The organism is Achromobacter sp. 1L-A-4-B-C2 (genome assembly GCF_057291955.1).
Window position 1 is genome coordinate 708,563 of sequence record NZ_JBXAWP010000001.1, and the last position, 24,801, is coordinate 733,363.

The window sequence follows — 24,801 nt, forward strand, 5'->3', positions numbered from 1 at the left end:
AACGTGCAGATTTCGCTATCGTAACAAATCGGGCCGCCTTAAAGCGGCCTTGTCAGACCATGACACCAAAAACGCGATAAGTCATGGATGGAATTAATAGCGGCGTGGGGTCACGAGACCCTTCCGCCCCGCCTTGAAGCTGACAATTTTCTGTCCGGCGGATTGTAGGACTAGAATGATTGATCCATCAATCATTGATATATCCAACAATGCCCGCCCCCACTCCCAGCACCCCGCATTCGCCCGGCCAGGTGCTTCCCTTCCGGCAGACGCTGCTGGCCATGCTGGGCATGTGCTTCGTCATGATGATGGTCGCTATCGACCAGACCGTGGTGGGCACCGCGTTGCCCACCATCGTGGCCGAGCTCAAGGGCTTTGAACTGTATGCGTGGGTTGCCACGTCGTACCTGCTGACCTCGGTGATCACCGTGCCGATCTTCGGCCGCCTGGGCGATTACTACGGCCGCAAGCCCTTCGTGGTGGCGGCCATCATTCTGTTCACGCTGGCATCAGCGCTATGCGGCGCGGCCGACAGCATGCTGACGCTGGTGCTGGCGCGCGCCTTGCAGGGCATCGGCGGCGGCATGCTGGTGGGCACCGCGTTCGCCTCGATCCCCGACCTGTTCCCCGACCCGCACGTGCGCCTGCGCTGGCAGGTCATGCTCAGCTCCGCCTTCGGCATCGCCAACGCGGTCGGCCCCACGCTGGGCGGCGCGCTGACCGAGCACTATGGCTGGCGATCAGTGTTCTACGTGAACCTGCCTATCGGCATCCTGGGCCTGTGGTTCGTATCGCGCTACCTGCCGCACCTGCGCAATCACACGTCCGGCAAAGTGCGGCTGGACTGGCAAGGCGCGCTGCTGATCGCGCTGGCGCTGGGCAGCCTGCAACTGCTGGTCGAGCTGCTGCCCAAGGAAGGCTTCAGCGGCCCCATCGTGCTGCTGGGCGCGGGCAGCATCGCTGCGTTCGGCCTGCTGATCTGGTGGGAAAAGCGTTGCCCGCATCCGCTCTTGCCGCTGGACATGTTCCGCAATCGCGGCCTGGCCACGCTGTTCACGCTGGCGCTGCTGGTGGGCGTGACGATGTATTCGCTGCTGTTCTACGCGCCCTTGCTGCTGCAAGGCGGCTTTGGCCTGTCGCCGCAGGACGCGGGGCTGTTGATTACGCCGATGGTCGTTTTCATCACGGTAGGCAGCATCATCAACGGCCGCATCATCACGCGTATCCGCAACCCCAACCGCATGCTGTATGCGGGCTTTTTGCTGATGGCGCTGTCCTGTATGGGCATTGTCACCACGCACAACTACACGTCGCATGTGCTGATTGGCGCGTACATGCTGATGGCCGGCCTGGGCATGGGGTTCATCATGCCCAACCTGACCGTGTTCGCGCAGCAGACGGCGGGCCGCACGCACCTGGGCATCGCCACGGCGCTGTTGCAGTCGCTGCGCATGATCGGCGGCATGCTGGGCACGGCGGTCGTGGGCACCATGGTCAGCCACAGCTATTTCAGCGGCGTCGAGTCCACGCTGCGCGGCGCATCAGCGCAATGGCTGCCTGAATTGAACGACCCGCAGATGCTGGTGAACCCCGCAGCCCAGACACAGTTCCTGGCACAATTGGCGCATCAAGGCCAGGACGGCACGTCGCTGATCGAGATCGCGCGAGTCGCGCTGGTGGGCGCCATCCATGAAGGCCAGCTCATCGCGCTGGCCGTCGCCATCTTCGCGCTCTGGTGCGTGCGACGCGTGCCGCTGGTGCAACTGGCCCGCCCCACCAAGGCGGAGCCCGCTGGCGTCGGAGAATAGCTTTTGCCCAGACAACAACAAGGCCTGCAAGTCATCCAGCACATGGGGCAGACGTACCGCGTCATGCAAAGCGCATTCAGCAGCAAGGTCGGCCACGCCCTGCCCCGCTGGCGCATCCTGCTGGCGTTGCATGAGAACGGACAGTGTTCGCAGAAGCACCTGGCCGAACGCTGCCGGCTGGACCCGGCATCACTGACCCGGCAATTGCAGGCGATGCAGAAGCTGGGCTGGATTTCGCGCGCGGTGGATGCCCAGGACAACCGGCTGACCAATGCCACGCTGACCGCCACAGGGCAGGCGGTGGTGAACGAAGCGCTGCCTAAACGGGCAGCGTTTTTCGAAGAGGCGTTGAAGGGGTTGTCAGCGGCGGATGTGGACACGCTGAACCGGGTGCTGAGCGTGCTGGAGTCGAATTTCTTGAGGGCGGCGGGGGATAGGGGGTAAGGCGGGGGGGGGGTGATGCGGGACTTGAACTCGGCCGCGCTGCTTATTTATCCGCACCGCCCAGTTCGCGCTCGATCTGCTCGATGCTGGGCAGGCTGGTTTGTAGCTCTTCAGGCAGAGATTCCAACAGCTTGTATTCGGCGATACCCATGGGTGGGGATTTGTCGCCGAGGGCGTATTCAGCGACGACCTTGTTCTTGCTCTTGCACAGCAGCAGGCCAAGTGTCGGGTTGTCTTGATCGCTTTTTACCTGACGGTCAATGGCAGTCAGATAGAAGCCGAGTTGCCCCAGGTGTTCGGGTTTGAACGCACCACCCTTGAGTTCGATAACCACATAGCAACGCAGCTTCAGGTGGTAGAACAGCAGGTCAATGAAGAATTCATCTCCCCCTACATTCAGCAGCACCCGGCGGCCGACAAAGGCGAAGCCCGCGCCCAATTCCATCAAAAAATCCGGTGACGTGGCTGACCAGTGCCCCTTCGATTTCCCGCTCCTGCGCCTCGTCCGTCAGACCCAGAAAGTCGAAACGGTAAGGATCTTTAAGAGATTCGCGGGCACCGCCAGGCGCTGCAAGATGTCGCAACCGATCTGCCTGTACAGCAGTACCAGCTCTCGGTTGACGGCTTGAGCGGCCCGTTGCTGCGCCGTATGAATACGGATCTTCAGCTCACCCAGCCAGTGGTCGTAACCGTCAGGCGTGGGTATCAGGGATGCGGGCTTATCGCTCATGCCGCCGTCGAGCCTCAGACGTCGATCAAACGTTAAACAAGAAATTCATCACATCGCCGTCCTGCACGATGTATTCCTTGCCTTCGGCGCGCATCTTGCCGGCTTCCTTGGCGCCTTGCTCGCCCTTGTACGTGATGAAGTCTTCGTACGCGATCGTCTGCGCGCGGATGAAGCCGCGTTCGAAGTCGGTGTGGATGACGCCGGCCGCTTGCGGGGCGGTTGCGCCGATGGGCACCGTCCAGGCGCGCACTTCCTTCACGCCTGCCGTGAAGTAGGTTTGCAGGCCCAGCAGCTTGAAGGCGGCGCGGATCAGGCGGTTCAGGCCCGGCTCTTCCATGCCCATGTCGGACAGGAAGGCCTGGCGGTCGGCGTCGTCCAGGTCGACGATTTCGGATTCGATGGCGGCGCAGATGGCGACGACCGGTGCGTTGCGCGCGGCGGCGAATTCGGTGAGGCGGTCAAGCAGCGGGTTGTTGGTGAAGCCGTCGTCGGCCACGTTGCCCACGTACATCGCGCGCTTGGCGGTGATGAAGCACAATTGGGCGATGTCGGCCTGTTCTTCGGGGCTGAGGTCCAGCGCGCGAATCGGCTTGGCTTCGTTCAACTGCGCCACGCACTTTTCCAGCACGGCCACGATGCGCTGCGATTCCTTGTCGCCGGAGCGGGCGGTCTTCTGGTGACGCAGCAGCGCTTTTTCAGCGGTTTGCATGTCGGCCAGCGCCAGTTCGGTTTCGATGACTTCGATGTCGGCGATGGGGTCGATCTTGCCCGCCACGTGGATCACGTTGGGGTCTTCGAAGCAGCGCACGACGTTGACGATGGCGTCGGTTTCGCGGATGTGCGACAGGAACTGGTTGCCCAGGCCTTCGCCTTTGCTGGCGCCGGCAACCAGGCCGGCGATGTCCACGAATTCGACGGTGGCCGACAGGATGCGCTCGGGCTTGACGATTTCAGCCAGCTTTTGCAGACGCGGATCCGGCACTTCGACCACACCGACGTTGGGCTCGATGGTGCAGAACGGATAGTTCTCGGCGGCGATGCCGGCGCGGGTCAGAGCATTGAAGAGAGTCGATTTGCCAACGTTGGGCAGGCCGACGATGCCGCATTGCAGAGCCATGGGAATCCTGTGTAAGTACGGTATTGATCGTTAACGTTCTAGTTTACCCCGGGTGCGCCCCGTGGCAGTTTCGCCTGCGCGGCGATGCGACCCCGCTATTGGGCGATGGACGGCGCCCAGCGCATCACGGCCCAGATCATCAAAATGGGGCCGGCGTTGAACGTGGCGTGCAGCAGGATGGCCGCGCCGATGCCGCGACGCACGCGCATCCAGCCCAGCACCAGCCCGGTCAGCCACTGCGGCAGCACCAGCAGCGGCATCAGCCAGTACGGCGTCTTGCTATAGACAAAGTTGGTCAGGTGCACCGCCGCGAACGTCAGCGCGACCAGGTGAAACACCAGGCCAAAGTGCTTCAGGTAATAGCGCCGCCACGTCGTGTCCCACCCCGTCAGCAACGTTGCGCGTTGGCGCACGCCCCAGCATGCCAGGATCACGAAGGCGGCCAGCAGCAGCCCCGTCCACAGCTTCGGGCCATACAGCACGACCGGCATCAGCGCGGGCACCAGCCACAGCACTTGCAACGGTCGGCGCAGACCATAGCGGAACAACATTTCTTCGACCAGCGGCGCCCAGATCACTGCCGTCAACCACGGCAGGTTGGTGGGGTCGATACGGTGGGTGGCGCCGCCCAGGCCGGCGGCCATCACGGCAACGGGGCCCAGTGCGAAAAGATTCAGCGCCCACAGCAGCCCGGCCCAGGCCAACAGGCGCCCGGGGCGTATGCCCGGCCACCAGTCGGCCAGCAAACCACTGCCCGCCGCGCGGCCCGGCACGCGCGACAGCGAGCGTGGGTGCCGGATATACCGCCAGAAATCCGCGACTTCTGTTCGAAAGCGGGTCTTGGCGACGGGCTGGGACGGTGCGGGGTGGCTCATCCCGCGACGTTGCCGCTGTGCAACTGGCGCGTGGCCAGCGCGAAATCGCCCGCCAGCATCGCCGGCACGACGGCGCGGCAGCGGTCGATGACGGCTTCGATTTCCTTTTGCTCGTCGCGGCGCGGCGGGTGCAGCACAAAGTCGGCAACCTGTTGCGCCAAGCCCAGCGTGCGCGGGTGACCGATGCCGATGCGCAGCCGCCAGAAGTTCGGGCTGCCCAGCACGGCCTGGATGTCCTTCAGGCCGTTGTGGCCCGCATGGCCCCCGCCCTGCTTGAGCTTGACCTGCCCAGGCAGCAGATCCAGTTCGTCATGCAACACCAGCACCTGTTCCGGCGCCAGCTTGTAGAAGCGCGCCAAGGCGCCCACAGCCTGGCCCGACTTGTTCATATAAGTGATGGGCTTGAGCAGCAGCACGTTGTCCGCCCCCAGGCGCGACTTGGCGACCATGCCGAAAAAAGATTTTTCAAGCGCAAAAGAAGTGCGCAGATCGTCCGCCAGATGGTCGGCCAGCCAAAAGCCGGCGTTGTGCCGGGTCGTTTCGTAGTCGGGACCGGGGTTACCCAATCCCACAATGAGGCGTACGGGAATAGACATGATGGAGGGTGTTTAAACCAAAAAACCCTGCGCATGCAAATGCACACGCAGGGTTTCGGGCACAAGCCGCGGAAAGCCCGAAGGCTTTCCAGCAGACTTAGGCAGCCGGAGCAGCTTCTTCGGCTTCGTCGGCAGCGGCAGCGCCGCCCTTGACGATGGCGGCAGCCAGCAGCGGGTTGTCTTCACCGCCGTGGGGCACGTACGTCACGCCCATGGGCAGCTTGATGTCGGCCAGGTGGATCGAAGCGCCGGCCAGGATGTTGGTCAGGTCAACTTCGATGAACTGGGGCAGAGCCTTCGGCAGGCAGGTGATTTCCAGTTCGGTCGTCACGTGGCTGATGATGGCGCCGGCCAGCTTCACAGCGGGCGAGATTTCGGCGTTGACAAAGTGCAGCGGCACCTTGGTACGCAGAGCCTGGTTGGCGTCCACGCGCTGGAAGTCCACGTGCAGGACTTGCGGCTTGTAGGCGTGCCATTGAACCGAACGCAACAACACTTGCTCATCCTTCGAGCCTTCGAGCTGCATTTGCAGGATCGATGCGTGGAATTCTTCCTTACGCAGGGCGTGATAGATCTCGTTGTGGTCGAGTTCGATGTTCAGGGGGGCAGCCGTACCACCATAGACAATGGCGGGAACGCGGCCCGCGCGGCGCAGGCGGCGGCTCGCACTCGAACCCTGGACGCTACGCGCAGTGGCGATGAATTTCATGGAAAACTCCAAAAACAAAATAAGGTGAAGAGGCTTCACCAGTTAACGGCACGGCGCGCAACATGCGCGCCGTGTTGATTGCGCCTTGCCGCGACCAGCAAGGTGCAAAAACTAAAGGTAGGCTGTGGCCTGACCGACGCGAATCGCGTCAGTCGACGAACAGCGAGCTGACCGATTCCGCGTTCGAGATACGCAGGATGGTCTCGCCCAGCAGCGCGGCGCACGACAACTGGCGGATCTTGCCGCTGGCCTGGCCTTGCTCGGAGAGCGGGATGGTGTCGGTGACGACCAGTTCGTCCAGTTCCGACGCTTCAATGCGGTCAATGGCGCCGCCCGACAGCACGGGGTGCGTGCAATAGGCGTAAACGGCGCCGGCGCCGCGGTCTTTCAGGGCCTGGGCCGCCTTGCACAGCGTGCCGGCGGTGTCGACCATGTCGTCCATGATGATGCAGGTGCGGCCGTCGACTTCACCGATGATGTTCATCACTTCCGACACGTTGGCGCGCGGACGACGCTTGTCGATGATGGCCAGGTCGGCTTCCAGCTGCTTGGCCAGCGCGCGGGCGCGAACCACGCCGCCGATGTCCGGGGACACCACGACCAGGTTCGAGAAATTGCGGCGCCAGATGTCGCCCAGCAAGATCGGACCGGCGTAGATGTTGTCCACGGGGATGTCGAAGAAACCCTGGATCTGGTCCGCGTGCAGGTCCATTGTCAGGACGCGGTCAACGCCAGCCACTTGCAGCATGTTGGCCACAACCTTGGCCGAGATCGCGACGCGCGCCGAACGCGGGCGGCGGTCTTGGCGGGCATAGCCAAAGTACGGAATCGCGGCGGTGATGCGGCCGGCGGACGCGCGGCGCAGGGCATCGACCATGACCATGATTTCCATCAGGTTGTCATTGGTGGGCGCACAGGTGGGTTGCAGGACGAAGACGTCCTTGCCACGCACGTTCTCGTTGATTTCGACCATCACCTCGCCGTCGGAGAAGCGACCGACGGTCATCTTGCCCAGGGACATATCGAGGTGGTTGACTACGTCCACGGCCAGCCGAGTGTTGGCCGTGCCCGTGAAGATCATGAAGCTATCGTTTGCCATGATGGATGATGCGATGGTCGTTGTAAGACACTAACGAGGTGATGCGGGGTGAAAACACCAGCGAATCCGGAAAATAAAAAAGCTGCTGAACCCGGGCCAGTGTCTTACAGGCGTGTTCAACAGCTTTTTTATGTATTCGGTTGGCTGGGGAGGAAGGATTCGAACCTTCGCATGCCGGAATCAAAATCCGGTGCCTTAACCAGCTTGGCGACTCCCCAACTATCTTGCAATCCAATTCCGCAACGGATGTTCAGTTAAACCAGTACAAGCCTGCACTAACCGAAACCGTGGATGCGTTGTGCTGTTTGTTTTAACAGCGCCGCGCATTATAGCGGATATTTCTGTTTTCGCCAAAACGGCTTCGGAGAGTTCTGAGAATTCGGCGAATAAACATGCGCCTGATCCCGACATGCGTACAGGATAACCCTGTTCTGCAAGCCACCGCGATGCCCTGAATACTTCAGGATAAAGACGGTGAACCACCGGCTCCAAGTCATTTTTCCCGAAGGAAAAAGTTGGCGAAGCAAGAAAGTCCGCTATTGTGATGTAAGAAGAATCCCTTGTCAAATCGGGCGCCGAAAATATGCCAACAGTGGGCACGCTGGTGTCAGGTTGCGCTACCAGATACGCGCGTTCAGGCAGCGTCACAGCGGTCAGTGCTTCGCCCACGCCTTCGGCAAAAGCGGATTGCCCGAACACGAATACCGGCACGTCGGCGCCCAACGGCAAGGCCAGGTCCATCAGCTGGCGCCGCGTGAGGCCGGTGTTCCACAGCTTGTTCAATGCGATCAACACCGAGGCCGCATCGCTGGAACCGCCGCCCAGCCCGCCCCCCTGTGGAATGCGTTTTTCAAGGCCGATCTGCACGCCCTGGCGTGTGCCGGTGGCGCGTTGCAAAGCGTGCGCGGCCCGCAGGGTCAGGTCGTCGGCTTCCGACACGCCGGCAAGCTCGGTGGCGCGGCTGATGACGCCGTCGGCGCGCACGTCGAAATGCAGCGTGTCGCAAAGGTCGATGAAGCGGAAGACCGTTTGCAGCAGGTGGTAGCCGTCAGCGCGGCGGCCCACCACATGCAGGAACAAATTCAGCTTGGCGGGAGCGGGAACGTCGTACAGAGTCACATCAGGCAACCGGTGCGGGACAAGCCCACATTCTAGCTACGCGCGGGGCCCTGCGCCGTGTAGTACGGCACGTTGGCGCGCGGCAGCGGCTCGCGGCCACGCAGGTGGTCGGCCAGCTTTTCAGCCATCATGATGACCGGCGCGTTCAGGTTGCCCGTGACGATGTCCGGCATGATGGACGCATCGATCACGCGCAGGTTTTGCAGCCCGTGCACGCGCCCGTAGCCATCCACCACCGCCATCGGGTCCGACGACGCCCCCATCTTGTTCGAACAAGACGGGTGATACGCGGTCTCGGCTTGCGCGCGCACAAAGGCATCCAGGTCCGCATCGCTTTGCAGGGCAGCGCCCGGCGAAATCTCGCGGCCCGCATATTGCGCCAACGCGGGTTGCGCGAAGAGTTCACGCGTGATGCGCAGCGCCGCGCGAAATTCGCGCCAGTCCTGCGCGTGCGACATGTAGTTGAACAAGATGCTGGGATGGTCATGCGGCGAGCGCGACCGAACGTGCACGCGCCCCCGACTGGGCGAACGCATGGAGCCCACATGCATCTGGAAGCTATGCGCCTTGATCGGGTTGGACCCGTTGTAATTGATGGCCACCGGCAAGAAGTGATATTGCAGGTTCGGCCACGGGAAATCGTCGTGGCTGCGTATGAATCCGCCGGCTTCGAACTGATTGCTGGCGCCGATGCCGGTCCCCATCAACAACCATTCAGCACCGATCGCCGGCTGATTGCGCAACTTGAGCGCGGGGGCCAGCGACACGGGCTGCTTGCATTCAACCTGCACGTAAAGCTCCAGGTGGTCTTGCAGGTTTTCGCCCACGCCCGGCAGCTCATGGCGCACGGCGATGCCCAGGCGGCGCAGCAACTGCCCCGCGCCCACGCCAGACCGTTGCAGGATTTGCGGCGACGCGATGGCGCCCGCGCACAGCAGCACCTCGCGGCGGGCAAAGCTGCGGTGCTGCTGGCCGTGCTGCTCCCACGCCACGCCTTCGGCGCGCTGGCCCGAAAACAGAATCACGTCGATCAACGCCCGCGTCACGATGGTGAGGTTGGCGCGCCCGCGCGCTTGATCCAGATAGCCGCGTGCCGTGCTGGCACGACGCCCGCGCGGGGTCACGGTGCGGTCCATGGGGCCGAAGCCTTCCTGCCGATAACCGTTCATGTCAGGCGTATGCGGATAGCCTGCCTGTGTGCCCGCCGCGACCATGGCATCGAACAACGGGTTGTTGTCCAGCTTGGGCGTGGTGACGCTGACGGGCCCGGCGCCGCCGTGATAATCGCAAGCGCCCACGTCGCGGCTTTCTGCCTTCTTGAAGTACGGCAGGCACGACAGGTAATCCCAATGCGTCAGGCCTTCGACGCGCGCCCAATGGTCGTAGTCCAACGCGTTGCCGCGGATGTAGCACATGCCGTTGATCAATGACGAACCGCCCAGGCCCTTGCCGCGACCGCAGTCCAGCCGGCGCCCGTTCAGGTGCGGCTCGGGGTCGGTTTGATAGCCCCAGTTGTAGCGCCTGCCTTGCAAGGGCATGGCCAGTGCGGCCGGCATCTGCGTGCGGAAATCGAAACGATGATCCTGCCCGCCCGCTTCCAGCAGCAGCACGGTGGTGCCCGGGTCCTCGGTCAGCCGCGTGGCCAGCGTGTTACCCGCTGATCCCGCGCCCACGATGATGTAGTCGTACTCCCGCTTGATCGACATGCCCTTCCCCCCTACACGTACAGAAAGCGGGCGGCCCGGCCTTACGCCCGGCGCCCGGTGCGATGTGCGACGGCCCCGTCAGAACACCGAGGCGAACTCGCCAAGTTCGACCTGGACCGACTTCGTTTGCGTGTATTGAGCCAGCGCCTCCAGGCCGTTTTCGCGGCCCAGGCCCGACTGCTTGTATCCGCCCACCGGCATTTGGGCGGGGGATTCGCCCCACGTGTTGATCCAGCAAATGCCCGCCTGCAAGCGATGCGCGATGCGGTGGGCGGCAGCAAGGTCGCTGCTGACCACGCCCGCCGCCAAGCCGTAGCGGCTGTCGTTGGCGCGCTGCACGACTTCGTCCTGGCTATCGAAAGACAGGATGGTCATGACGGGACCGAAAATTTCTTCCTGCACGATTTCCATGCTGTCGTCGCAGTCGGTGAACACGGTGGGGGCCACGTACGCGCCCTTGGCCAGCACGCCGTCCGTCAAGCGCACGCCGCCGGCCAGCAAGGTGGCGCCTTCGCGCTTGCCGATTTCGATCCAGCTCAGCACGCCGTCCATGTGCGCGGCGCTGACCAGCGGACCGAAGTTGGTGCGGGGGTCGAAGGGGTCGCCAACGCGAATGCGCGCCACGCGCTCCAGCACGGCGGCTTCGAATGCCGCCTTTTGCGATCGGTGCACGAAGACACGCGTGCCGTTTGTGCACACCTGCCCCGAGCTGAAGAAATTGGCCATCATGGCGATGTCAGCGGCGCGTTCAACCGAGGCATCGGGCAACACGATCAGGGCGGACTTGCCGCCCAGTTCCAGTGTCACGCTCTTGAGCGATGCCGCCGCCACGCCCATGACCTGCTTGCCCGTATCCACGCCGCCCGTGAAGGACACTTTTGCGACGCCCGGGTGGCCGGTCAGCCAGTCGCCGATGTCACGGCCACTACCCAGCACCACGTTGAAGACGCCATTGGGCACGCCGGCTTCGGTATAGATTTCGGCCAGCCGCAGCGCCGTCAGGGGCGTGATCTCGGCGGGTTTGAACACCATCGCGTTGCCCGTGGCCAGCGCGGCGGCCGACTTCCACATGGCGATCTGAACCGGATAATTCCACGCGCCGATGCCCGCGATCACGCCCAGCGGTTCACGCCGCGTGTAAAAGAAGCTGGACTCGCGCAGCGGCACCTGGATGCCTTGCACGGCAGCCGCCAACCCCGCGTAGTACTCGATGACGTCCACACCCGTGGCGATATCCACGGTGCGCGTTTCGGACAGCGGCTTGCCGGTATCCAGCGTTTCCAATTCGGCGAGCTCGTCATTGCGTTCGCGCAGCAACTGCGCAGCCCGCAGCAGTACCTGGCCGCGTTGGGCGGGGGACCGCGCCGCCCATGCCTTCTGCCCTTCTTGCGCGCTGGCCACCGCGCGGTCGATATCCTGTCGGGCGGCCACCTGCACTTCCGCCAACACCGCGCCGTTGGCGGGGTTCACCGTGGTGATGGTCTTGCTGCTGATGGCGTTGGTGCGCCGACCGTGGATGTAGAGTTGCTGGATGGGCAAAGGCATGGGAGTCCGTCCTATTGTCAAAGTGAGGGCGGGCCCAAGGCCGGCTGCCCCACGAATTGGCTGCGAGCTAGCAGCAGGTCTACATAGTCGTAAGCGACGGCGCGCGCTTGTTCGCCCGCGAAATCCGCGCCCATCAAACCACCGCGCAACCACAGCCCGTCGATCATGGCGGCCAGGCCGCGCGCGGCTTCTCGCGCTTGGGCAAGCGGCAGCACGCGCTGGAATTGGCAGCACAGGTTGGAATGCAGACGGCGGTCATTGGCGCGTTGCAGGCGGCCCAGGCGCGGCTGGTGCATGCTGGCTGCCCAGAACGTCAGCCACGCGCGCATCGCGCTGCGCGAGACCTGCGTGGGCACGAAGTTGCCGTCGATGATGGCGTGCAGTTGCGCACGGGCGTCTGGCGCGGCGGCGACGCGCGCGCGCGATACGGAATCGCGCAGGTTGCGCAGCAATTCCCGCATGGACGCTTCCAGCAAACCGTCCTTGTCGCCGAAGTAGTGGCTGATGATGCCGGTGGACAGTTTGGCCGCGCGGGCGATGTGCGCGATGGAGCTTTCCGCCAGGCCGACCTGGTCGATGGATTCAAGCGTGGCCTGAATAAGTTGATTGCAACGGATGGGCTGCATTCCGACTTTTGGCATGTTGCGCGGAGTTCCTGGGTGACATGAAGAAAGCGACGAGAAAGCGCCGAGAAAGCGACGAGAACGGCCGACGGCAATGACGGTAACTAGCTGTCGGCGGAGTGCGGTCGAGTCTAATTTATATTGATTGATCGTTCAATATAAAAACGGTAAGGTGCCGCAGACACATCGCCGACGGCCACATCGCTGGCAACACACATCGACGGCAAACACGCGAACAGCACGAACAGCGCGAACAACGACACATCGGTAGCACCAGGCAGCATCACCACACGGGGAGACAGCGGTGCGGCATGAACGGATCACTTCGACGCGGTCATCGGCAAGCGCACCGGTCCGGCGCAGCTGGCTGGCGCATACCAATCCCATCGTTTTCCTCAGCGCGGCCGTCTCGGTGCTGGGGTTCGGCGCCCTGCTCATCTGGCAGCCCGATGCCGCGCAGGCATGGCTGCAAGCCGCGCAGTTGCTGGTGGCATCGCACTTTGGCTGGTACTACATGCTGGCCATGACCGTCAGTGTCGGCTTTGCCCTATGGCTGGCCCTGTCGCGCCACGGCGCGCTGCGCCTGGGCGATGACGACGAGTCCCCGGAATTCAGTTATCTGTCCTGGGTGTCGATGCTGTTTTCATCCGGCATCGGTATCGCGCTGGTCTATTACGGCGTCTACGAGCCCCTGGACCATTTCCTGTTGCCGCCCACCGGCGCGGGTGGCACGCAGGACGCGGCGCGTAACGCGTTGACGCTGACCTTTCTGCACTGGGGCATCCACGGCTGGACGCTTTATGCCCTGACCGCCACCGCGCTTGCCTATTTTGCGTATCGCCACAAGCAGCCGCTGGCGCTGCGTTCGCCCTTGCAGGGGCTGTCGGACAAACCGCTGCCCAAAGCGGTCGGCCATGCGGTGGATGGGTTCGGCGTGCTGGCCACGATCGTCTCCATGGTCACCAATCTGGGCCTGGGCGCCTTGCTGCTGCACGCCGGGCTGACCTACCTGCTGAACGTTCCGAACACCGCTGCCGCCCAGGTGCCCATCGTCATCATCATGATGGTGGTGGCCACCGGCGCGGCCGCGCTGGGCATCAAGCGCGGCATCGCCGTGCTGTCCAACGTCAACACCGCACTGATGTGCCTGCTGTTGCTGTTCGTGTTTCTGGCCGGACCCACCCGCTTGCTGCTGGACGGCATGGTGCAGAACCTGGGCGACTACCTCAACGCGTTCCTGGGCAAGAGCTTCGACCTGTACCTGTACGACATGAAAGCCGTGCGCTGGACCAGTTCCTGGACCATCTTCTATTGGGCCTGGTGGATAGGCTGGGCGCCCTTTGTCGGCATGTTCATCGCGCGTATTTCACGTGGTCGGCGGATACGGGAATTGATCTTCGGGGTGATGCTGGTGCCGCTGGGCTTCACGCTGGCGTGGCTGTCCATCTTCGGCAACACCGCCATCAACCTCGTGATGAACGAGGGCGCGGCGGGGCTGGGCGACATGGCCTTGGCCAACCCGCCCATGGCGTTCTACACGTTGATGGAATACCTGCCGCTGACGCAGTGGGTGGCCGGCGTGGGCGTGGTGATGTCATTCATGCTGTTCTTGACGCCGGTCGATTCCGGCACGCTGATGATCGCCAACCTGTCCGCGCGCAACGCGGACGCCGGGCACGATGCGCCCATCTGGCTGCGGGTATTCTGGGCGTCGCTGACCACGATGCTGGGTGTGGGGCTGCTGCTGGCCGGCAACTTCAACGCAATGCAGACCGCGGTCGTGCTGTGCGGCCTGCCCTTTTCGGTGATCTTGCTGTGCTACATGGCCAGCCTGTACCGGGCGCTGGTCCGAGACAACCCCGAGCCCAGCTCCCAGGCCGTCGCGCGCTGAGTGGCAAGCTCGCAGGCCTGCCGAGCTTCCGGCGTGCCGACTGGCCGACTGGCCTCGTGCAAACAGACCCGGACTCAGGGCTGGTTGACCACCAGCCGAACCATGATGCGGCGACCCGGTTCCTGGCGTTGCAACACCAGCATCTGCGGGCCCAGGTTGTCGTAGCGCGACAGGTTGGCGCGCCAGCCGCCTTGCTCGAAGGCGGTAGGCCGGCCCCGGTCGTCGCGGGTGATGTCCGATGCTTCCGGGTCGGCGGGCAACTTGCCGCGCAGCCAGTCACGCAAGCCCGACACGGGCATGCTGCTGCCCAGGGCTTCTTCGGCCAGGGCATCGGGGTTATCGGCTTCCAGCCGGGTACCGTCGGCCTTGGTCAGGGTGGCCGCGCCGGGCCGCCCTTGCACGCGCGCTTCGGTTGAACCCAGCGGGTTGGTCAGGTCCAGCACATAGCGCTGGCCGTCATCCGACCACGAAAACCCGCCCTGCACGGCGTTTTGCTTGCCGCCTTCTTCGTTGACGGTGATCGCAAAGCGGCCGATGCGCGAGAACGCGTCGGCGCTGGCGCCTTCAATGGGTTTAGGCGTGGTGGTGCAGGCGGCAAGCGCCGTCGCCAGCAACGCCAAGAACGCCAGGCGCAGCCAGGCAACCATGCCAGGCAGGCGTCGCAATGCCAAAGCCATCACAGATTGACTCCCAGCCGCCGGACAACGTCCTGGACGGTCTTGTTCTTGGGGTCTTTCATCAGCGCCACGCGCAGCAGTTCAATAGCCTGATCGCGCTTGCCTTGGCTCCAGAGCACTTCGGCCAAGTGGGCGGCGATGTCGGCCTCGGGGCGCACGCTGTAAGCCCGGCGCAGATACTGCGCGGCGGATTCGGATTCGCCCATGCGGTACTTGACCCAGCCCATGCTGTCCAGAATGAACGGGTCGTTGGGCGACAGTTCAAGCGCCTGGGTGATCAGGTCCAGCGCTTCGGGCAGGCGCTGGTTGTGGTCGGCCAGCGTGTAGCCCAATGCGTTGTAGGCGTGGGCGTGGTCCGGGTCCAGCGCGATGACCTGGCGCAGCATGCGCTCAAGATCGGCCAGGCGGTTCTGGCGTTCGTACAGCATCGCCAGTTCGTATTTGATTTCGACCGTGTCCGGCAGCGCCTGATCGGCGGCTTCCAGGGTGCTGACCGCTTGCGGCACGCGGTCCGCGTCGCGCAGGATCTGCGCCTTGGTCAAGACGCCCAGCGTGCGCTCTTCTTCGTCTTGCGGGCCGGCGGCGTCGATCATGGCCAGCGCATCGTCCACGCGGCCGCTCTTGGCGCGCAACGCGGCTTGACGCATCTGCACGGAATAACGCAGCGTCGGGTCGTCGATGCGGCCCAGTTCGCGGATAGCTTCGTCGTAGTTGCCCTGGTCTTCGGCAATGCGCGACAGCAGCACGTGCGCGTCGGCCGCGGCGGCGCCGGCATCGGTTGCGCCCGGCACCGTGGCGCGCTGGCGCTGCTGCTGCACGTCCAGATACTGTTGCAGCAAGGTCTTGGCTTGCGGCAGTTGGCCCGCCTTGTAGGCCAGTTGCGCCTGCATGAACAGCAGGTCGAAGTCTTCCGGCGACCGGCGCGACATGGCTTGCAGTTCGGACAGCGCGCCGTTGTAGTCACCGCTGTCGGCCAACTGGCCCGCCAGCATCAAGCGCACCTTGCGGGCGTTGGGATTGCGGTTGATATAGGCGCGGGCCTCGGCCTGGGCGCGCTGCGGGTCCACCTTGGAACCGTATTCCAGCAGGCGCTGGGCGGCGGGTTCGGATTTCGGGTCGCCGGCCAGGGCCGCGCGGGATTCCTGCGTGGCGCGTTCGTAGTCGCCAGCGGCCGAGGCCACGTCGGCCAGGGCCAGGTGGGCGGCAGGCAGCTTGCGTACGCTGTCGCTCAGGGATTCGTCAAGAATGCGCAGCGCCAGACGGCGGTCGTTCAGGCGGCTGAGCACGGCCAGCGCCTGGCCAATGGCGGCCGGCTTGTCGCGCGAGGCGTCGATGCGGTTGCGCAGCGCCTGGGCCAGGCCCTTGGTCTGGCCGTTGGCAGCCGCCAGGGCAAGCTCGGTGGAGCTGGCTTCGACGTCGTTGGGAGACAGGCGCGCCCACACGCGGGCGGCGTCCAGCGCACCGGCAAGATTGCCGCCGGCCAACTGGAATTCCAGGCCCCGTCGCGCCAGGCGAGGGTCGCCCGTGTCGCGGGCGAGGCCGACCATGGTGGTGGCCGCCGTGCCGTACATGCCGCGCTGGGCGGCGATTTCTGACGCGAGGACGCGGTAGAAGATGTCGGCGGTCAGCGAGACATAGGGCAACTGACCCGGCCGCAGGCGGATCACCTCGGTTTCCGGCTGGCGGTTCTGCGGGGCCATGCGAGGCCCGGTCGCATCACGCGTCCGGCTGTCGGCCGCCTGGGCCGGCAGCGAAAAACCTGTTGCCAGCGCAAGCGCCAACACGGCGATCCCGATATTCATTTGTTTGAAAGACGACTTCACGCGGCCCGTCCGGTTGATGGCACAATCTTCGTACACGCAATTGATGATCTTACACTGGCTCATGCCGGAACTGCCTGAAGTCGAAACCACGCGTCGAGGAATCGACGCCGTCATCACCGGCCGGACGCTCTTGCGACTGGTCATCCACGAAGCCCGCATGCGCTGGCCTATCCCCGCCGACCTGCCGACGCTGATCGCCGGGCGCGACGTGCTGGAATGCGCCCGCCGGGGCAAGTACCTGCTGCTGCGGTTCGAGCACGGCACCCAGATCGTGCATCTGGGCATGTCCGGATCGCTGCGCAGCGTGGCCCCTGGTGAATTTCTGCGCAAGCACGACCATGTCGAATGGATCTTCCAGGACGCGGTACTGCGCCTGCACGACCCCCGCCGGTTTGGCGCGGTGTTGTGGCACGACCATGCCGACGGCCCCATCGACGCGCATCCGCTGCTGGCCAAGCTGGGCATCGAACCCTTCGACCCGCGCTTTGACGGCGCCTGGCTGCACCGGCATTTCAAGAACCATGGCGCCGCCGTCAAGCAGGTGCTGCTGGCGGGCATGGCGGTGGTGGGCGTGGGCAATATCTACGCATCAGAAAGCCTGTTCCGCGCGCGCATCAACCCCAAGACCCCTGCCAACAAACTGTCATTTGCCCGCTGCGAACGGCTGGCCGACATGGTGCGCGCCACGCTGGCCGACGCCCTGACCTCTGGCGGCAGCACGCTGCGGGACTACGTGGGCGCCACCGGTGAACCCGGTGCGTACTTCGAAATACACGCCGCCGTCTATGAACGCGAAGGCCGCCCCTGCCGCGTGTGCGAAACCCCGATACGGCGGTTCGTCCAAGGCCAACGGGCCACGTACTACTGCCCGAAATGCCAAAGGAATTAGCTCTAAGGCCCTGAAATCCCTGGGGAAATCCCTGCATGCCCTTCGGCCATTTGTTTATAGCAAACGTATTGCACAAACACTAACGCCACGCTATATTCCTTCCACACACTATTCCTATAACAGTGGAAGGAGCCTCCATGAGCAAGCAATTCGCCTCGCACGCCGACATGGACGACAAGGTCGTCTCGTTCGAAAAACTGTCTGACAACGCCTATGCCTACACGGCCGAAGGCGACCCCAACACGGGCGTGATCATCGGCGACGAGGCCGTCATGGTGATCGACACCCAGGCCACCCCGGTCATGGCGCAAGACGTCATCCGCCGCATTCGCGAAGTCACCGACAAGCCGATCAAATACATCCTGCTGTCGCACTATCACGCCGTGCGCGTGTTCGGCGCGTCCGCCTACAACGCCCAGGAAATCCTGGCCAGCCGCGACACCTATGACCTGATCGTCGAACGCGGCGAACAGGACAAGGCCAGCGAAATCGGCCGCTTCCCCCGCCTGTTCCGCAACGCCGAATCGATTCCGCCGGGCCTGGTCTGGCCGACGATGACGTTCAAGGGCGAAATGACCGTCAACCTGGGCAACCTGGAAGTCAAGCTGCTGCAAGTGGGCCGTGGCCACACCAAGGGCGACACCATCGCCTGGCTGCCCGAGCAGAAGATCCTGTTCGCCGGTGACCTGGTCGAATACCAATCCACCCCGTATTGCGGCGACGCCTATTTCCGCGACTGGCCCACCACGCTGGACGCGCTGTCGGGCTTTGAAGCCGAAAAGATGGTGCCCGGCCGCGGCCCCGCGCTCAAGAACGCCACCGAAGTGCGCCAGGGCCTGGCCGGCACCCGCGCGTTCCTGACCGACCTGTACGGCGCCGTGAACCGCGGCGTGGCCGAAGGCAAGGACCTGAAGACGATCTACCGCGAGGTCTACGACTTCATGAAGCCGCGCTACAGCGACTGGGTCATCTTTGACCACTGCATGCCGTTCGACGTGTCGCGCGCCTATGACGAAGCCTCGGGTCACACGCACCCGCGCATCTGGACCGACAAGCGCGACCTGGAAATGTGGGCGCAGCTGGAAGGCTGACCCCGGCGGGCCGGCAGCCCCGGCCCGATTGATTGCAGCAAGAACCGAAGGCGCGCGTCGCAAGGCGGCGCGTGGCTACGCGCATAAAAACAAAATGACCCACACAGGAGACAACCGTGGGAGACATCGACTTTCAGGCGATGGAGTTCGCCTATGAAAAGCACGCCGACCAAAGCGCCGGCACGCCCCCCCGCCATCAGGTAGTGGTGGTGGGCGCCGGCCCGGTCGGCCTGACCACCGCGCTGGACCTGGCGCGCCAGGGCGTGCGCGTGGTGGTGCTGGACGACGATTACCGATTGTCCACCGGGTCGCGCGCGATCTGCTTTTCCAAGCGCACACTGGAAATCTGGGACCGTCTGGGCGTTGGCCAGCGCATGATCGACAAGGGCGTGTCGTGGAACGTGGGCAAGGTGTTCTTCCGTGAACAGGAAGTGTGGCGCTTTGACCTCTTGCCCGAACCCGGCCATCGCCGCCCCGCTTTCATCAACCTTCAGCAGTACTACGCCGAAGGTTATCTGTACGAACAAGCCCGCCAGGAACCGAACATCGACCTGCGCTGGAAAAACAAAGTCGCCGGCGTCACGCAGACGGACGACGGCGTCACCCTGACCATCGACACGCCCGAAGGCACCTACACGCTGCACGCCGACTGGCTGGTCGCCTGCGACGGCGCGCGTTCGCCCGTGCGCAAACTGATCGGCCAGGAAAGCCATGGCCGCATCTTCCGCGACCGCTTCCTGATCGCCGACGTGAAGATGAAAGCCGACTTCCCGACCGAGCGCTGGTTCTGGTTCGATCCGCCCTTTCATCCGAACCAGTCCGTACTGCTGCACCGCCAGCCGGACAACGTCTGGCGCATCGATTTCCAACTGGGCTGGAATGCCGACCCCGTCGAAGCCGTCAAGCCGGAAAACGTGCTGCCACGCATCCGCGCGCTGCTCGGGCCCGATGCGCAATTCGATCTGGAATGGGTCAGCGTCTACACCTTTGCGTGTGAACGCATGGACAAATTCCGCCACGGGCGCGTCGTGTTTGCGGGCGACTCCGCGCACCGTGTCTCGCCCTTCGGCGCGCGCGGCGCCAACAGCGGCGTGCAGGATGCCGAAAACCTGGCCTGGAAACTGAAGCTGGTGCTGGCGGGCCTGGCCCCCGACGCGCTGGTCGACAGCTACAGCGTTGAACGCGAATACGCGGCCGACGAGAACATCCTGAATTCGTCGCGCGCCACGGATTTCATCACCCCCAAGAGCGACATCAGCCGCAGCTTCCGCAATGCCGTATTGAACCTGGCCAAGACGCATCCGTTCGCCCGTTCCCTGGTCAATAGCGGCCGCCTGTCCCTGCCCGCAACGTATGCCGCGTCGCCGCTGAATACGCCCGATACGGACGCATTCGCGGGCCGCATGGTGCCCGGCGCTGTCGCGCTGGATGCGCCGGTCACGCAGCACGGCGACAAGGACTGGTGGTTGGCGCAGCTGGATGGCGGCTTCGTGCTGGCCGTGTTCTGCGGCAACGCGCTGCCGGACGGCGACACGCAGCGCGCGTTGCTGGCGATGCGCATGGGCCCCGTGCCCGTCAAGACGGTTCTGGTGCTGGATGCGCAATGCGATGCCTCGGGCCTGGCTGCCGACCTGCCCGTGGTGACGGACGTGGAAGGTTGCCTGGCCAAGCGTTACGACGCGCAAGCGGGCACGGCTTACCTGATCCGCCCCGATCAGCACATCGCCGCGCGCTGGCGCGCCTTCAACGCCGACGCGGTCGCCGCCGCCGTCAAGCGGGCCACGGGCCACGCGTGAAACAAGAGGTCATCCCATCATGCTGATTACCGAAACCAACCTGAGCTCGCCCGACGACTTCTACGAAGCGCTGATCGAAACGCACCGCGACCTGAGCAACGAGCAAAGCCAGGAGCTGAACGCGGCGCTGATCCTGCTGTTGGCCAACCACCTGGGCGACGTGGCGCTGCTGCGCGAGGCCTTGCAGCAGGCCCGCGCGTCGGTAGTGGAACGCGCGTAGCCGCGCGCCGCCTGCGCGGCGGCGCCCGCCACGTCCCCCCCTACCGCCCGCCGCCCACGCCGAACGTATCCACGATCAGCGCACGCAGCCACTGATTGCCGCTGTCGCGGTCAACGCGGCGTTGCCAATAGAGATTCGTCTGTAGCGCGGGCACTTTCACCGGCGGCGTCATGAAGCGCAGCCCGAACGGCGGCGCGGCGCTGGCGGCCAGTTTTTCGGGCACGGTAGCCAGCAGATCCGTTGCGCTGACGATGTACGGCACCGCCGAAAAATGCGGCACGCTGAAGTGCTCGGCCAGCACGATGCCCGCGCGCTCCATCGACTGGTTCACCTGCCCGTAAGGCGCGGCGCGCGACACGATCAAGTGGCGCTCGGCGCGAAATGCCTTGATGCCCATGCCCGCGTGCGCCGTCGGGTGCGCTTGCCGGAACAAGGTGGCGTAGCCCTGGCGAAACAACATGCGCTGCAATGTGCCCGCGCCCATTTCATCGAACGCGCCAATCGCCAGATCGACACGGCCGGCCTCCATCTCGCGCGGCAGGTCCGGCCCCTGGACCCGCACGGAATCGATGCGCACCTGCGGCGCCACCTGCACGCAGACTTCCATCAGGCGCGGCATGAAGTGGATTTCGCCCACGTCCGTCATCGCCACGCGAAAGCGACGGCTGCTGGTGGCGGCATCGAACACGTCCTGGTCTTGCAATGCCTGCGTCAGCATGGTCAGCGCCTCGCTGACCGGGCCGGCCAGCCGCTGCGCGCGCGGCGTGGGCAGCATGCCCTGGCCGGTACGCACGAACAACTCATCGCCAAAGGCGTCGCGCAAGCGGCGCAGGGCGTTGCTGACGGCGGGCTGCGTCAGGTCCATGCGGCGCGCCACGGCCGACAGGCTGCGGTCTTCCAGCAAGTGCTGAAACAAGATCAGCAGATTCAAATCGACGTTGCGCAGTTCGGCCATGCCGCCCCCCTTTCTACTATTCACAAAATTTATAGTCTGTATTTTTGCATTCCCGTAGCCGTATCGGGGGTTTTTTCCGACAATGACGAATCGCCGCCGGGTTGCACCGCGGCACCCCATACCGAACGCGCGGCCATGCACCGCGCCGCCACAGGAGGATTCCATGGAACTGCAATACCTGACCGGGTTCGGCAACGATTGCGCCACCGAGGCTTTGCCCGGCGCGCTGCCCGTGGGCCGCAATTCGCCCCAGCAATGCCCGTATGGCCTGTATGCCGAACAACTGTCCGGCACCGCCTTCACCGCCCCCCGCAATGAAAATCGCCGTTCGTGGCTGTACCGCATTCGCCCGGGCGCGCAGCACAAACCGTTTGAACCGTTTGCCGGCGCTGCCGGCTGGGAAAGCACGTTCGGCCACAGCCCGGTCACGCCCAACCAGCTGCGCTGGAGCCCGTTGCCGATTCCCGATGCACCCACCGACTTCCTGGAAGGGGTGCAAACCTGGGGCGGCAACGGCGGCCCCGACGAGCAGGGCGGCGTCGCCATCCACCTGTACGCGGCCAACAAGTCCATGCAAGGCCGCTACTTCTACAACGCCGATGGCGAACTGCTGCTGGTGCCGCAACAAGGCCGCCTGCGCCTGGCCACCGAGTTGGGCCTGATCGACCTGGAACCACTGGAAATTGCCGTCATCCCGCGCGGCGTGCGCTTTCGCGTCGAGCTGCTGGACGCCGAGGCGCGCGGCTACATGCTCGAGAACTTCGGCGCGGCGCTGCGCCTGCCCGAGCTTGGCCCGATTGGCTCGAACTGCCTGGCCAACGCCCGAGACTTCAAGACGCCGGTGGCCTGGTACGAAGACATCGAAGGCGACTTCGAACTGATCGCCAAATTCACCGGCGGTTTCTGGCGCGCCCCGATCGACCATTCGCCGCTGGACGTAGTGGCCTGGCACGGCACGCACGCCCCGTACAAGTACGACCTGCGCCACTTCAACGCGATCGGATCGATCAGCTTCGACCATCCGGACCCGTCGATCTTCACGGTGCTGACCGCGCCGTCGGACACTCCGGGCACGGCCAACATGGATTTCGCGATTTTCCCGCCGCGCATCCTGGCCATGGAAGACACCTTCCGCCCGCCCTGGTTCCACCGCAACGTCGCCAGCGAATTCATGGGCTTGATCCAGGGCGTGTACGACGCCAAGGCCGAAGGCTTTGCACCCGGCGGCGCCAGCCTGCACAACTGCATGAGCGGTCACGGCCCCGACGCCGAAACGTTTGAAAAAGCCTCGCACGCCGATACGCACAGCGCGCACTACATCCGCGATACGATGGCGTTCATGTTCGAAACGCGCCGGGTGATCCGTCCGACCGCGCAGGCGCTGGCCTCAGGGCAATTGCAGAACGACTACTACCGCTGCTGGCAGGGCATCGTGAAGCACTTCAACCCGAACAAGGCGTGACGGCGAACCCCCGCTGATCCACGCTCACGGCGATGCGCGCAAGCGCATCGCCGTTTGGTATTTGATTTTGGCATCTGCTTTTGGCGTACACCCGCCGGCGTTCCTCCGGTTTACGGCCATCCACACACACATCAACGAGACACGCAGCCATGACCACCACCATCAACGAAACCCACGACCCGTCCTTGAAAAGCTGGGTTGCCAGCGCCAACACCGGCACGTCCGATTTTCCCGTGCAGAACCTGCCCTATGGCACCTTCCGCCGCAAGGGCACGAACGAATCGTTCCGCCCCGGCGTGGCCATTGGCGACCAAATTCTGGACCTGGCCGCGCTGGCCGCACAGAAGCCGTTTGAAGGCCTGGCCGCCGACGCCCTGGCCGCCTGCAACAGCGACAGCCTGAATGCGTTGATGGCGTTGGGCCACGCCCACTGGAGCGCCCTGCGCCTGGCGCTGTCGCGTGCCTTGCGCGACGGCGCCGCGCTGCGCGCCACCGTCGAACCGCTGCTGGTGCCGCAGGCCGACGCAGAGCACACCACCCCCGCGCGCATCGGCGACTACACCGACTTCTACATCTCGGTGCACCACGCCACCGCCATCGGCAAGCAATTCCGCCCTGACAACCCGCTGCTGCCCAACTACAAGTGGGTGCCCATCGGCTACCACGGCCGCGCATCCAGCATCGGCGTCGACCAGAAGTTTCCGCGCCCCGTGGGCCAGACCCGCCCGACCAACGAAGGCGACACGCCGCAGTTCGGCCCGTGCGCCCGCCTGGACTACGAGCTTGAGCTGGGCATCTTCGTGGGCACCGGCAACACCCAGGGCGACCGCATCGACCTGGCCGACGCCGACCAGCACGTCTTCGGCCTGTGCATCCTGAACGACTGGTCCGCGCGCGACATCCAGGCTTGGGAATACCAGCCGCTGGGCCCCTTCCTGTCAAAGAACTTCGCCTCAACGATTTCGCCGTGGATCGTCACGATGGAAGCGCTGGAGCCCTTCCGCACGCAATACAACCGTGGCCCGGCTGAACCGCAGCCGATGCCGTATCTGGCCTCGGACGCGAACCGCGCCAAGGGCGCCTACGACGTGCAGCTGGAAGTGCTGATGACCACCGCGCAGTCGCGCGAGGCCAAGGCGCCGCCGGTCACGCTGTCGCGCAGCAACTTCCGCGACGCTTACTGGAACGTGGCGCAGCTGATCACGCACCACACGGTGAACGGCTGCAACCTGCAACCGGGCGACATGCTGGGCACGGGCACGCTGTCCGGGCCGCAGCCGTCGGAAGCCGGTTCGCTGCTGGAATTGAGCCAAGGCGGCAAGACGCCGATCGACCTGCCCTGGGGCGAAAAGCGCACGTTCCTGCAAGACGGCGACCAGATCATCATGCGCGCCGCATGCCAGAAGGCGGGCTATCCGAAGATCGGTTTCGGCGAAGCCTCCGGCGTGGTGTTGCCGGCCAAGCTGTAAAGCAAACTCCGACGCAAACCCCGCACGGCGCAAGCGATCACGCGCGCGCTGCGCCGCGCGGGCACATCGTCAAAAACAAGAAAGGCCGCTCCGTTTACCGGGCGGCCTTTCGTTATTTCATGCCGTCGTTGCCCAGGCATCAGGGCTTCAACGCGCC

At 64.4% G+C, this 24,801-nt stretch carries 21 protein-coding genes, 1 tRNA gene and 1 pseudogene; 9 read left to right on the forward strand and 14 right to left on the reverse strand.

All coding sequences use genetic code 11. The features are described 5' to 3' along the window. Nucleotides 1-209: 209 nt before the first annotated feature. Together AC0Z35_RS03225 and AC0Z35_RS03230 are read left to right on the forward strand one after the other, a co-directional pair. Nucleotides 210-1,808, forward strand: coding sequence for an MDR family MFS transporter (locus AC0Z35_RS03225; protein WP_046807924.1), 1,599 nt, complete (start codon nt 210-212; stop codon nt 1,806-1,808). Nucleotides 1,809-1,811: 3 nt separating this feature from the next. Further along, on the forward strand, nt 1,812-2,252 hold the full coding sequence (locus tag AC0Z35_RS03230; RefSeq protein WP_314355582.1) for a MarR family winged helix-turn-helix transcriptional regulator: 441 nt from the start codon (nt 1,812-1,814) through the stop codon (nt 2,250-2,252). Nucleotides 2,253-2,295: 43 nt separating this feature from the next. Here AC0Z35_RS03230 and AC0Z35_RS03235 read toward each other — a convergent pair. The 11 genes and pseudogenes from AC0Z35_RS03235 to betI all read right to left on the reverse strand — a co-directional run bounded on the left by AC0Z35_RS03235 (nt 2,296) and on the right by betI (nt 12,389). Beyond that, nucleotides 2,296-2,982 (reverse strand): annotated as a pseudogene (locus AC0Z35_RS03235) (PDDEXK nuclease domain-containing protein). Nucleotides 2,983-3,007: 25 nt separating this feature from the next. Further along, a complete protein-coding gene (gene ychF, locus AC0Z35_RS03240; RefSeq protein ID WP_046805048.1) occupies nt 3,008-4,099 on the reverse strand; it encodes a redox-regulated ATPase YchF in 1,092 nt (363 codons plus the stop codon). A 95-nt stretch (nt 4,100-4,194) separates the two neighbouring features. After that, complete coding sequence (locus tag AC0Z35_RS03245; protein WP_046805049.1) at nt 4,195-4,974, reverse strand: CPBP family glutamic-type intramembrane protease; 780 nt, start codon at nt 4,972-4,974, stop codon at nt 4,195-4,197. Continuing rightward, nucleotides 4,971-5,570: an aminoacyl-tRNA hydrolase gene (gene pth, locus AC0Z35_RS03250; RefSeq protein WP_485131385.1), complete on the reverse strand. Its 600-nt coding sequence runs from the start codon at nt 5,568-5,570 to the stop codon at nt 4,971-4,973. The genes AC0Z35_RS03245 and pth overlap by 4 nt, the downstream gene beginning before the upstream one ends. A 97-nt stretch (nt 5,571-5,667) precedes the next feature. Continuing rightward, entirely contained in the window at nt 5,668-6,279 is a 612-nt protein-coding gene (locus AC0Z35_RS03255; protein WP_046805051.1) for a 50S ribosomal protein L25/general stress protein Ctc, read from the reverse strand. A gap of 148 nt (nt 6,280-6,427) precedes the next feature. Further along, nucleotides 6,428-7,378, reverse strand: coding sequence for a ribose-phosphate pyrophosphokinase (locus AC0Z35_RS03260; protein WP_006227587.1), 951 nt, complete (start codon nt 7,376-7,378; stop codon nt 6,428-6,430). A gap of 141 nt (nt 7,379-7,519) precedes the next feature. Beyond that, a tRNA-Gln gene (locus tag AC0Z35_RS03265) sits at nt 7,520-7,596 on the reverse strand. Nucleotide 7,597: 1 nt separating this feature from the next. Continuing rightward, a complete protein-coding gene (gene ispE, locus AC0Z35_RS03270) occupies nt 7,598-8,497 on the reverse strand; it encodes a 4-(cytidine 5'-diphospho)-2-C-methyl-D-erythritol kinase (protein ID WP_120157628.1) in 900 nt (299 codons plus the stop codon). A 32-nt stretch (nt 8,498-8,529) separates the two neighbouring features. Continuing rightward, nucleotides 8,530-10,203 (reverse strand): choline dehydrogenase, encoded by a 1,674-nt coding sequence (gene betA, locus AC0Z35_RS03275; RefSeq protein WP_485131384.1) that lies wholly within the window; start codon nt 10,201-10,203, stop codon nt 8,530-8,532. Nucleotides 10,204-10,281: 78 nt separating this feature from the next. Beyond that, nucleotides 10,282-11,748, reverse strand: a complete 1,467-nt coding sequence (gene betB / locus AC0Z35_RS03280; protein ID WP_046805053.1) for a betaine-aldehyde dehydrogenase — start codon at nt 11,746-11,748, stop codon at nt 10,282-10,284. Between the two features lie 17 nt (nt 11,749-11,765). Then, nucleotides 11,766-12,389, reverse strand: a complete 624-nt coding sequence (betI, locus tag AC0Z35_RS03285) for a transcriptional regulator BetI (protein ID WP_104141970.1) — start codon at nt 12,387-12,389, stop codon at nt 11,766-11,768. A 286-nt stretch (nt 12,390-12,675) separates the two neighbouring features. On the opposite strand from betI, the gene AC0Z35_RS03290 reads away from it, so the two are divergent. Then, nucleotides 12,676-14,262 (forward strand): BCCT family transporter, encoded by a 1,587-nt coding sequence (locus AC0Z35_RS03290; RefSeq protein WP_219991120.1) that lies wholly within the window; start codon nt 12,676-12,678, stop codon nt 14,260-14,262. Between the two features lie 74 nt (nt 14,263-14,336). On the opposite strand, the gene lolB is transcribed toward AC0Z35_RS03290, so the two are convergent. Together lolB and AC0Z35_RS03300 are read right to left on the reverse strand one after the other, a co-directional pair. Then, on the reverse strand, nt 14,337-14,939 hold the full coding sequence (gene lolB, locus AC0Z35_RS03295) for a lipoprotein insertase outer membrane protein LolB (RefSeq protein WP_219991121.1): 603 nt from the start codon (nt 14,937-14,939) through the stop codon (nt 14,337-14,339). Further along, nucleotides 14,939-16,825, reverse strand: a complete 1,887-nt coding sequence (locus AC0Z35_RS03300; RefSeq protein ID WP_104141967.1) for a tetratricopeptide repeat protein — start codon at nt 16,823-16,825, stop codon at nt 14,939-14,941. The genes lolB and AC0Z35_RS03300 overlap by 1 nt, the downstream gene beginning before the upstream one ends. On the opposite strand from AC0Z35_RS03300, the gene mutM reads away from it, so the two are divergent. The 4 genes from mutM (at nt 16,824) to AC0Z35_RS03320 (ending at nt 20,758) form a co-directional block, all read left to right on the forward strand. Further along, a complete protein-coding gene (mutM, locus tag AC0Z35_RS03305) occupies nt 16,824-17,651 on the forward strand; it encodes a bifunctional DNA-formamidopyrimidine glycosylase/DNA-(apurinic or apyrimidinic site) lyase (RefSeq protein WP_485131383.1) in 828 nt (275 codons plus the stop codon). The genes AC0Z35_RS03300 and mutM overlap by 2 nt on opposite strands. Before the next feature lie 137 nt (nt 17,652-17,788). Further along, nucleotides 17,789-18,742 carry an MBL fold metallo-hydrolase gene (locus AC0Z35_RS03310; protein WP_046805058.1) on the forward strand — a complete coding sequence of 318 codons (954 nt, stop codon included), beginning with the start codon at nt 17,789-17,791 and terminating at the stop codon, nt 18,740-18,742. A 116-nt stretch (nt 18,743-18,858) separates the two neighbouring features. Continuing rightward, a complete protein-coding gene (locus AC0Z35_RS03315) occupies nt 18,859-20,538 on the forward strand; it encodes an FAD-dependent oxidoreductase (protein WP_485131382.1) in 1,680 nt (559 codons plus the stop codon). A 19-nt stretch (nt 20,539-20,557) separates the two neighbouring features. Further along, nucleotides 20,558-20,758 (forward strand): DUF2783 domain-containing protein, encoded by a 201-nt coding sequence (locus tag AC0Z35_RS03320; RefSeq protein ID WP_046805060.1) that lies wholly within the window; start codon nt 20,558-20,560, stop codon nt 20,756-20,758. Between the two features lie 40 nt (nt 20,759-20,798). Here AC0Z35_RS03320 and AC0Z35_RS03325 read toward each other — a convergent pair whose 3' ends face one another. Beyond that, nucleotides 20,799-21,713: a LysR family transcriptional regulator gene (locus tag AC0Z35_RS03325; RefSeq protein WP_314355574.1), complete on the reverse strand. Its 915-nt coding sequence runs from the start codon at nt 21,711-21,713 to the stop codon at nt 20,799-20,801. A 163-nt stretch (nt 21,714-21,876) separates the two neighbouring features. On the opposite strand from AC0Z35_RS03325, the gene hmgA reads away from it, so the two are divergent. Together hmgA and fahA are read left to right on the forward strand one after the other, a co-directional pair. Then, nucleotides 21,877-23,175: a homogentisate 1,2-dioxygenase gene (hmgA, locus tag AC0Z35_RS03330; RefSeq protein ID WP_485131381.1), complete on the forward strand. Its 1,299-nt coding sequence runs from the start codon at nt 21,877-21,879 to the stop codon at nt 23,173-23,175. Nucleotides 23,176-23,324: 149 nt separating this feature from the next. Further along, on the forward strand, nt 23,325-24,644 hold the full coding sequence (gene fahA / locus AC0Z35_RS03335; protein ID WP_485131380.1) for a fumarylacetoacetase: 1,320 nt from the start codon (nt 23,325-23,327) through the stop codon (nt 24,642-24,644). The last annotated feature ends 157 nt before the right edge of the window (nt 24,645-24,801 follow it).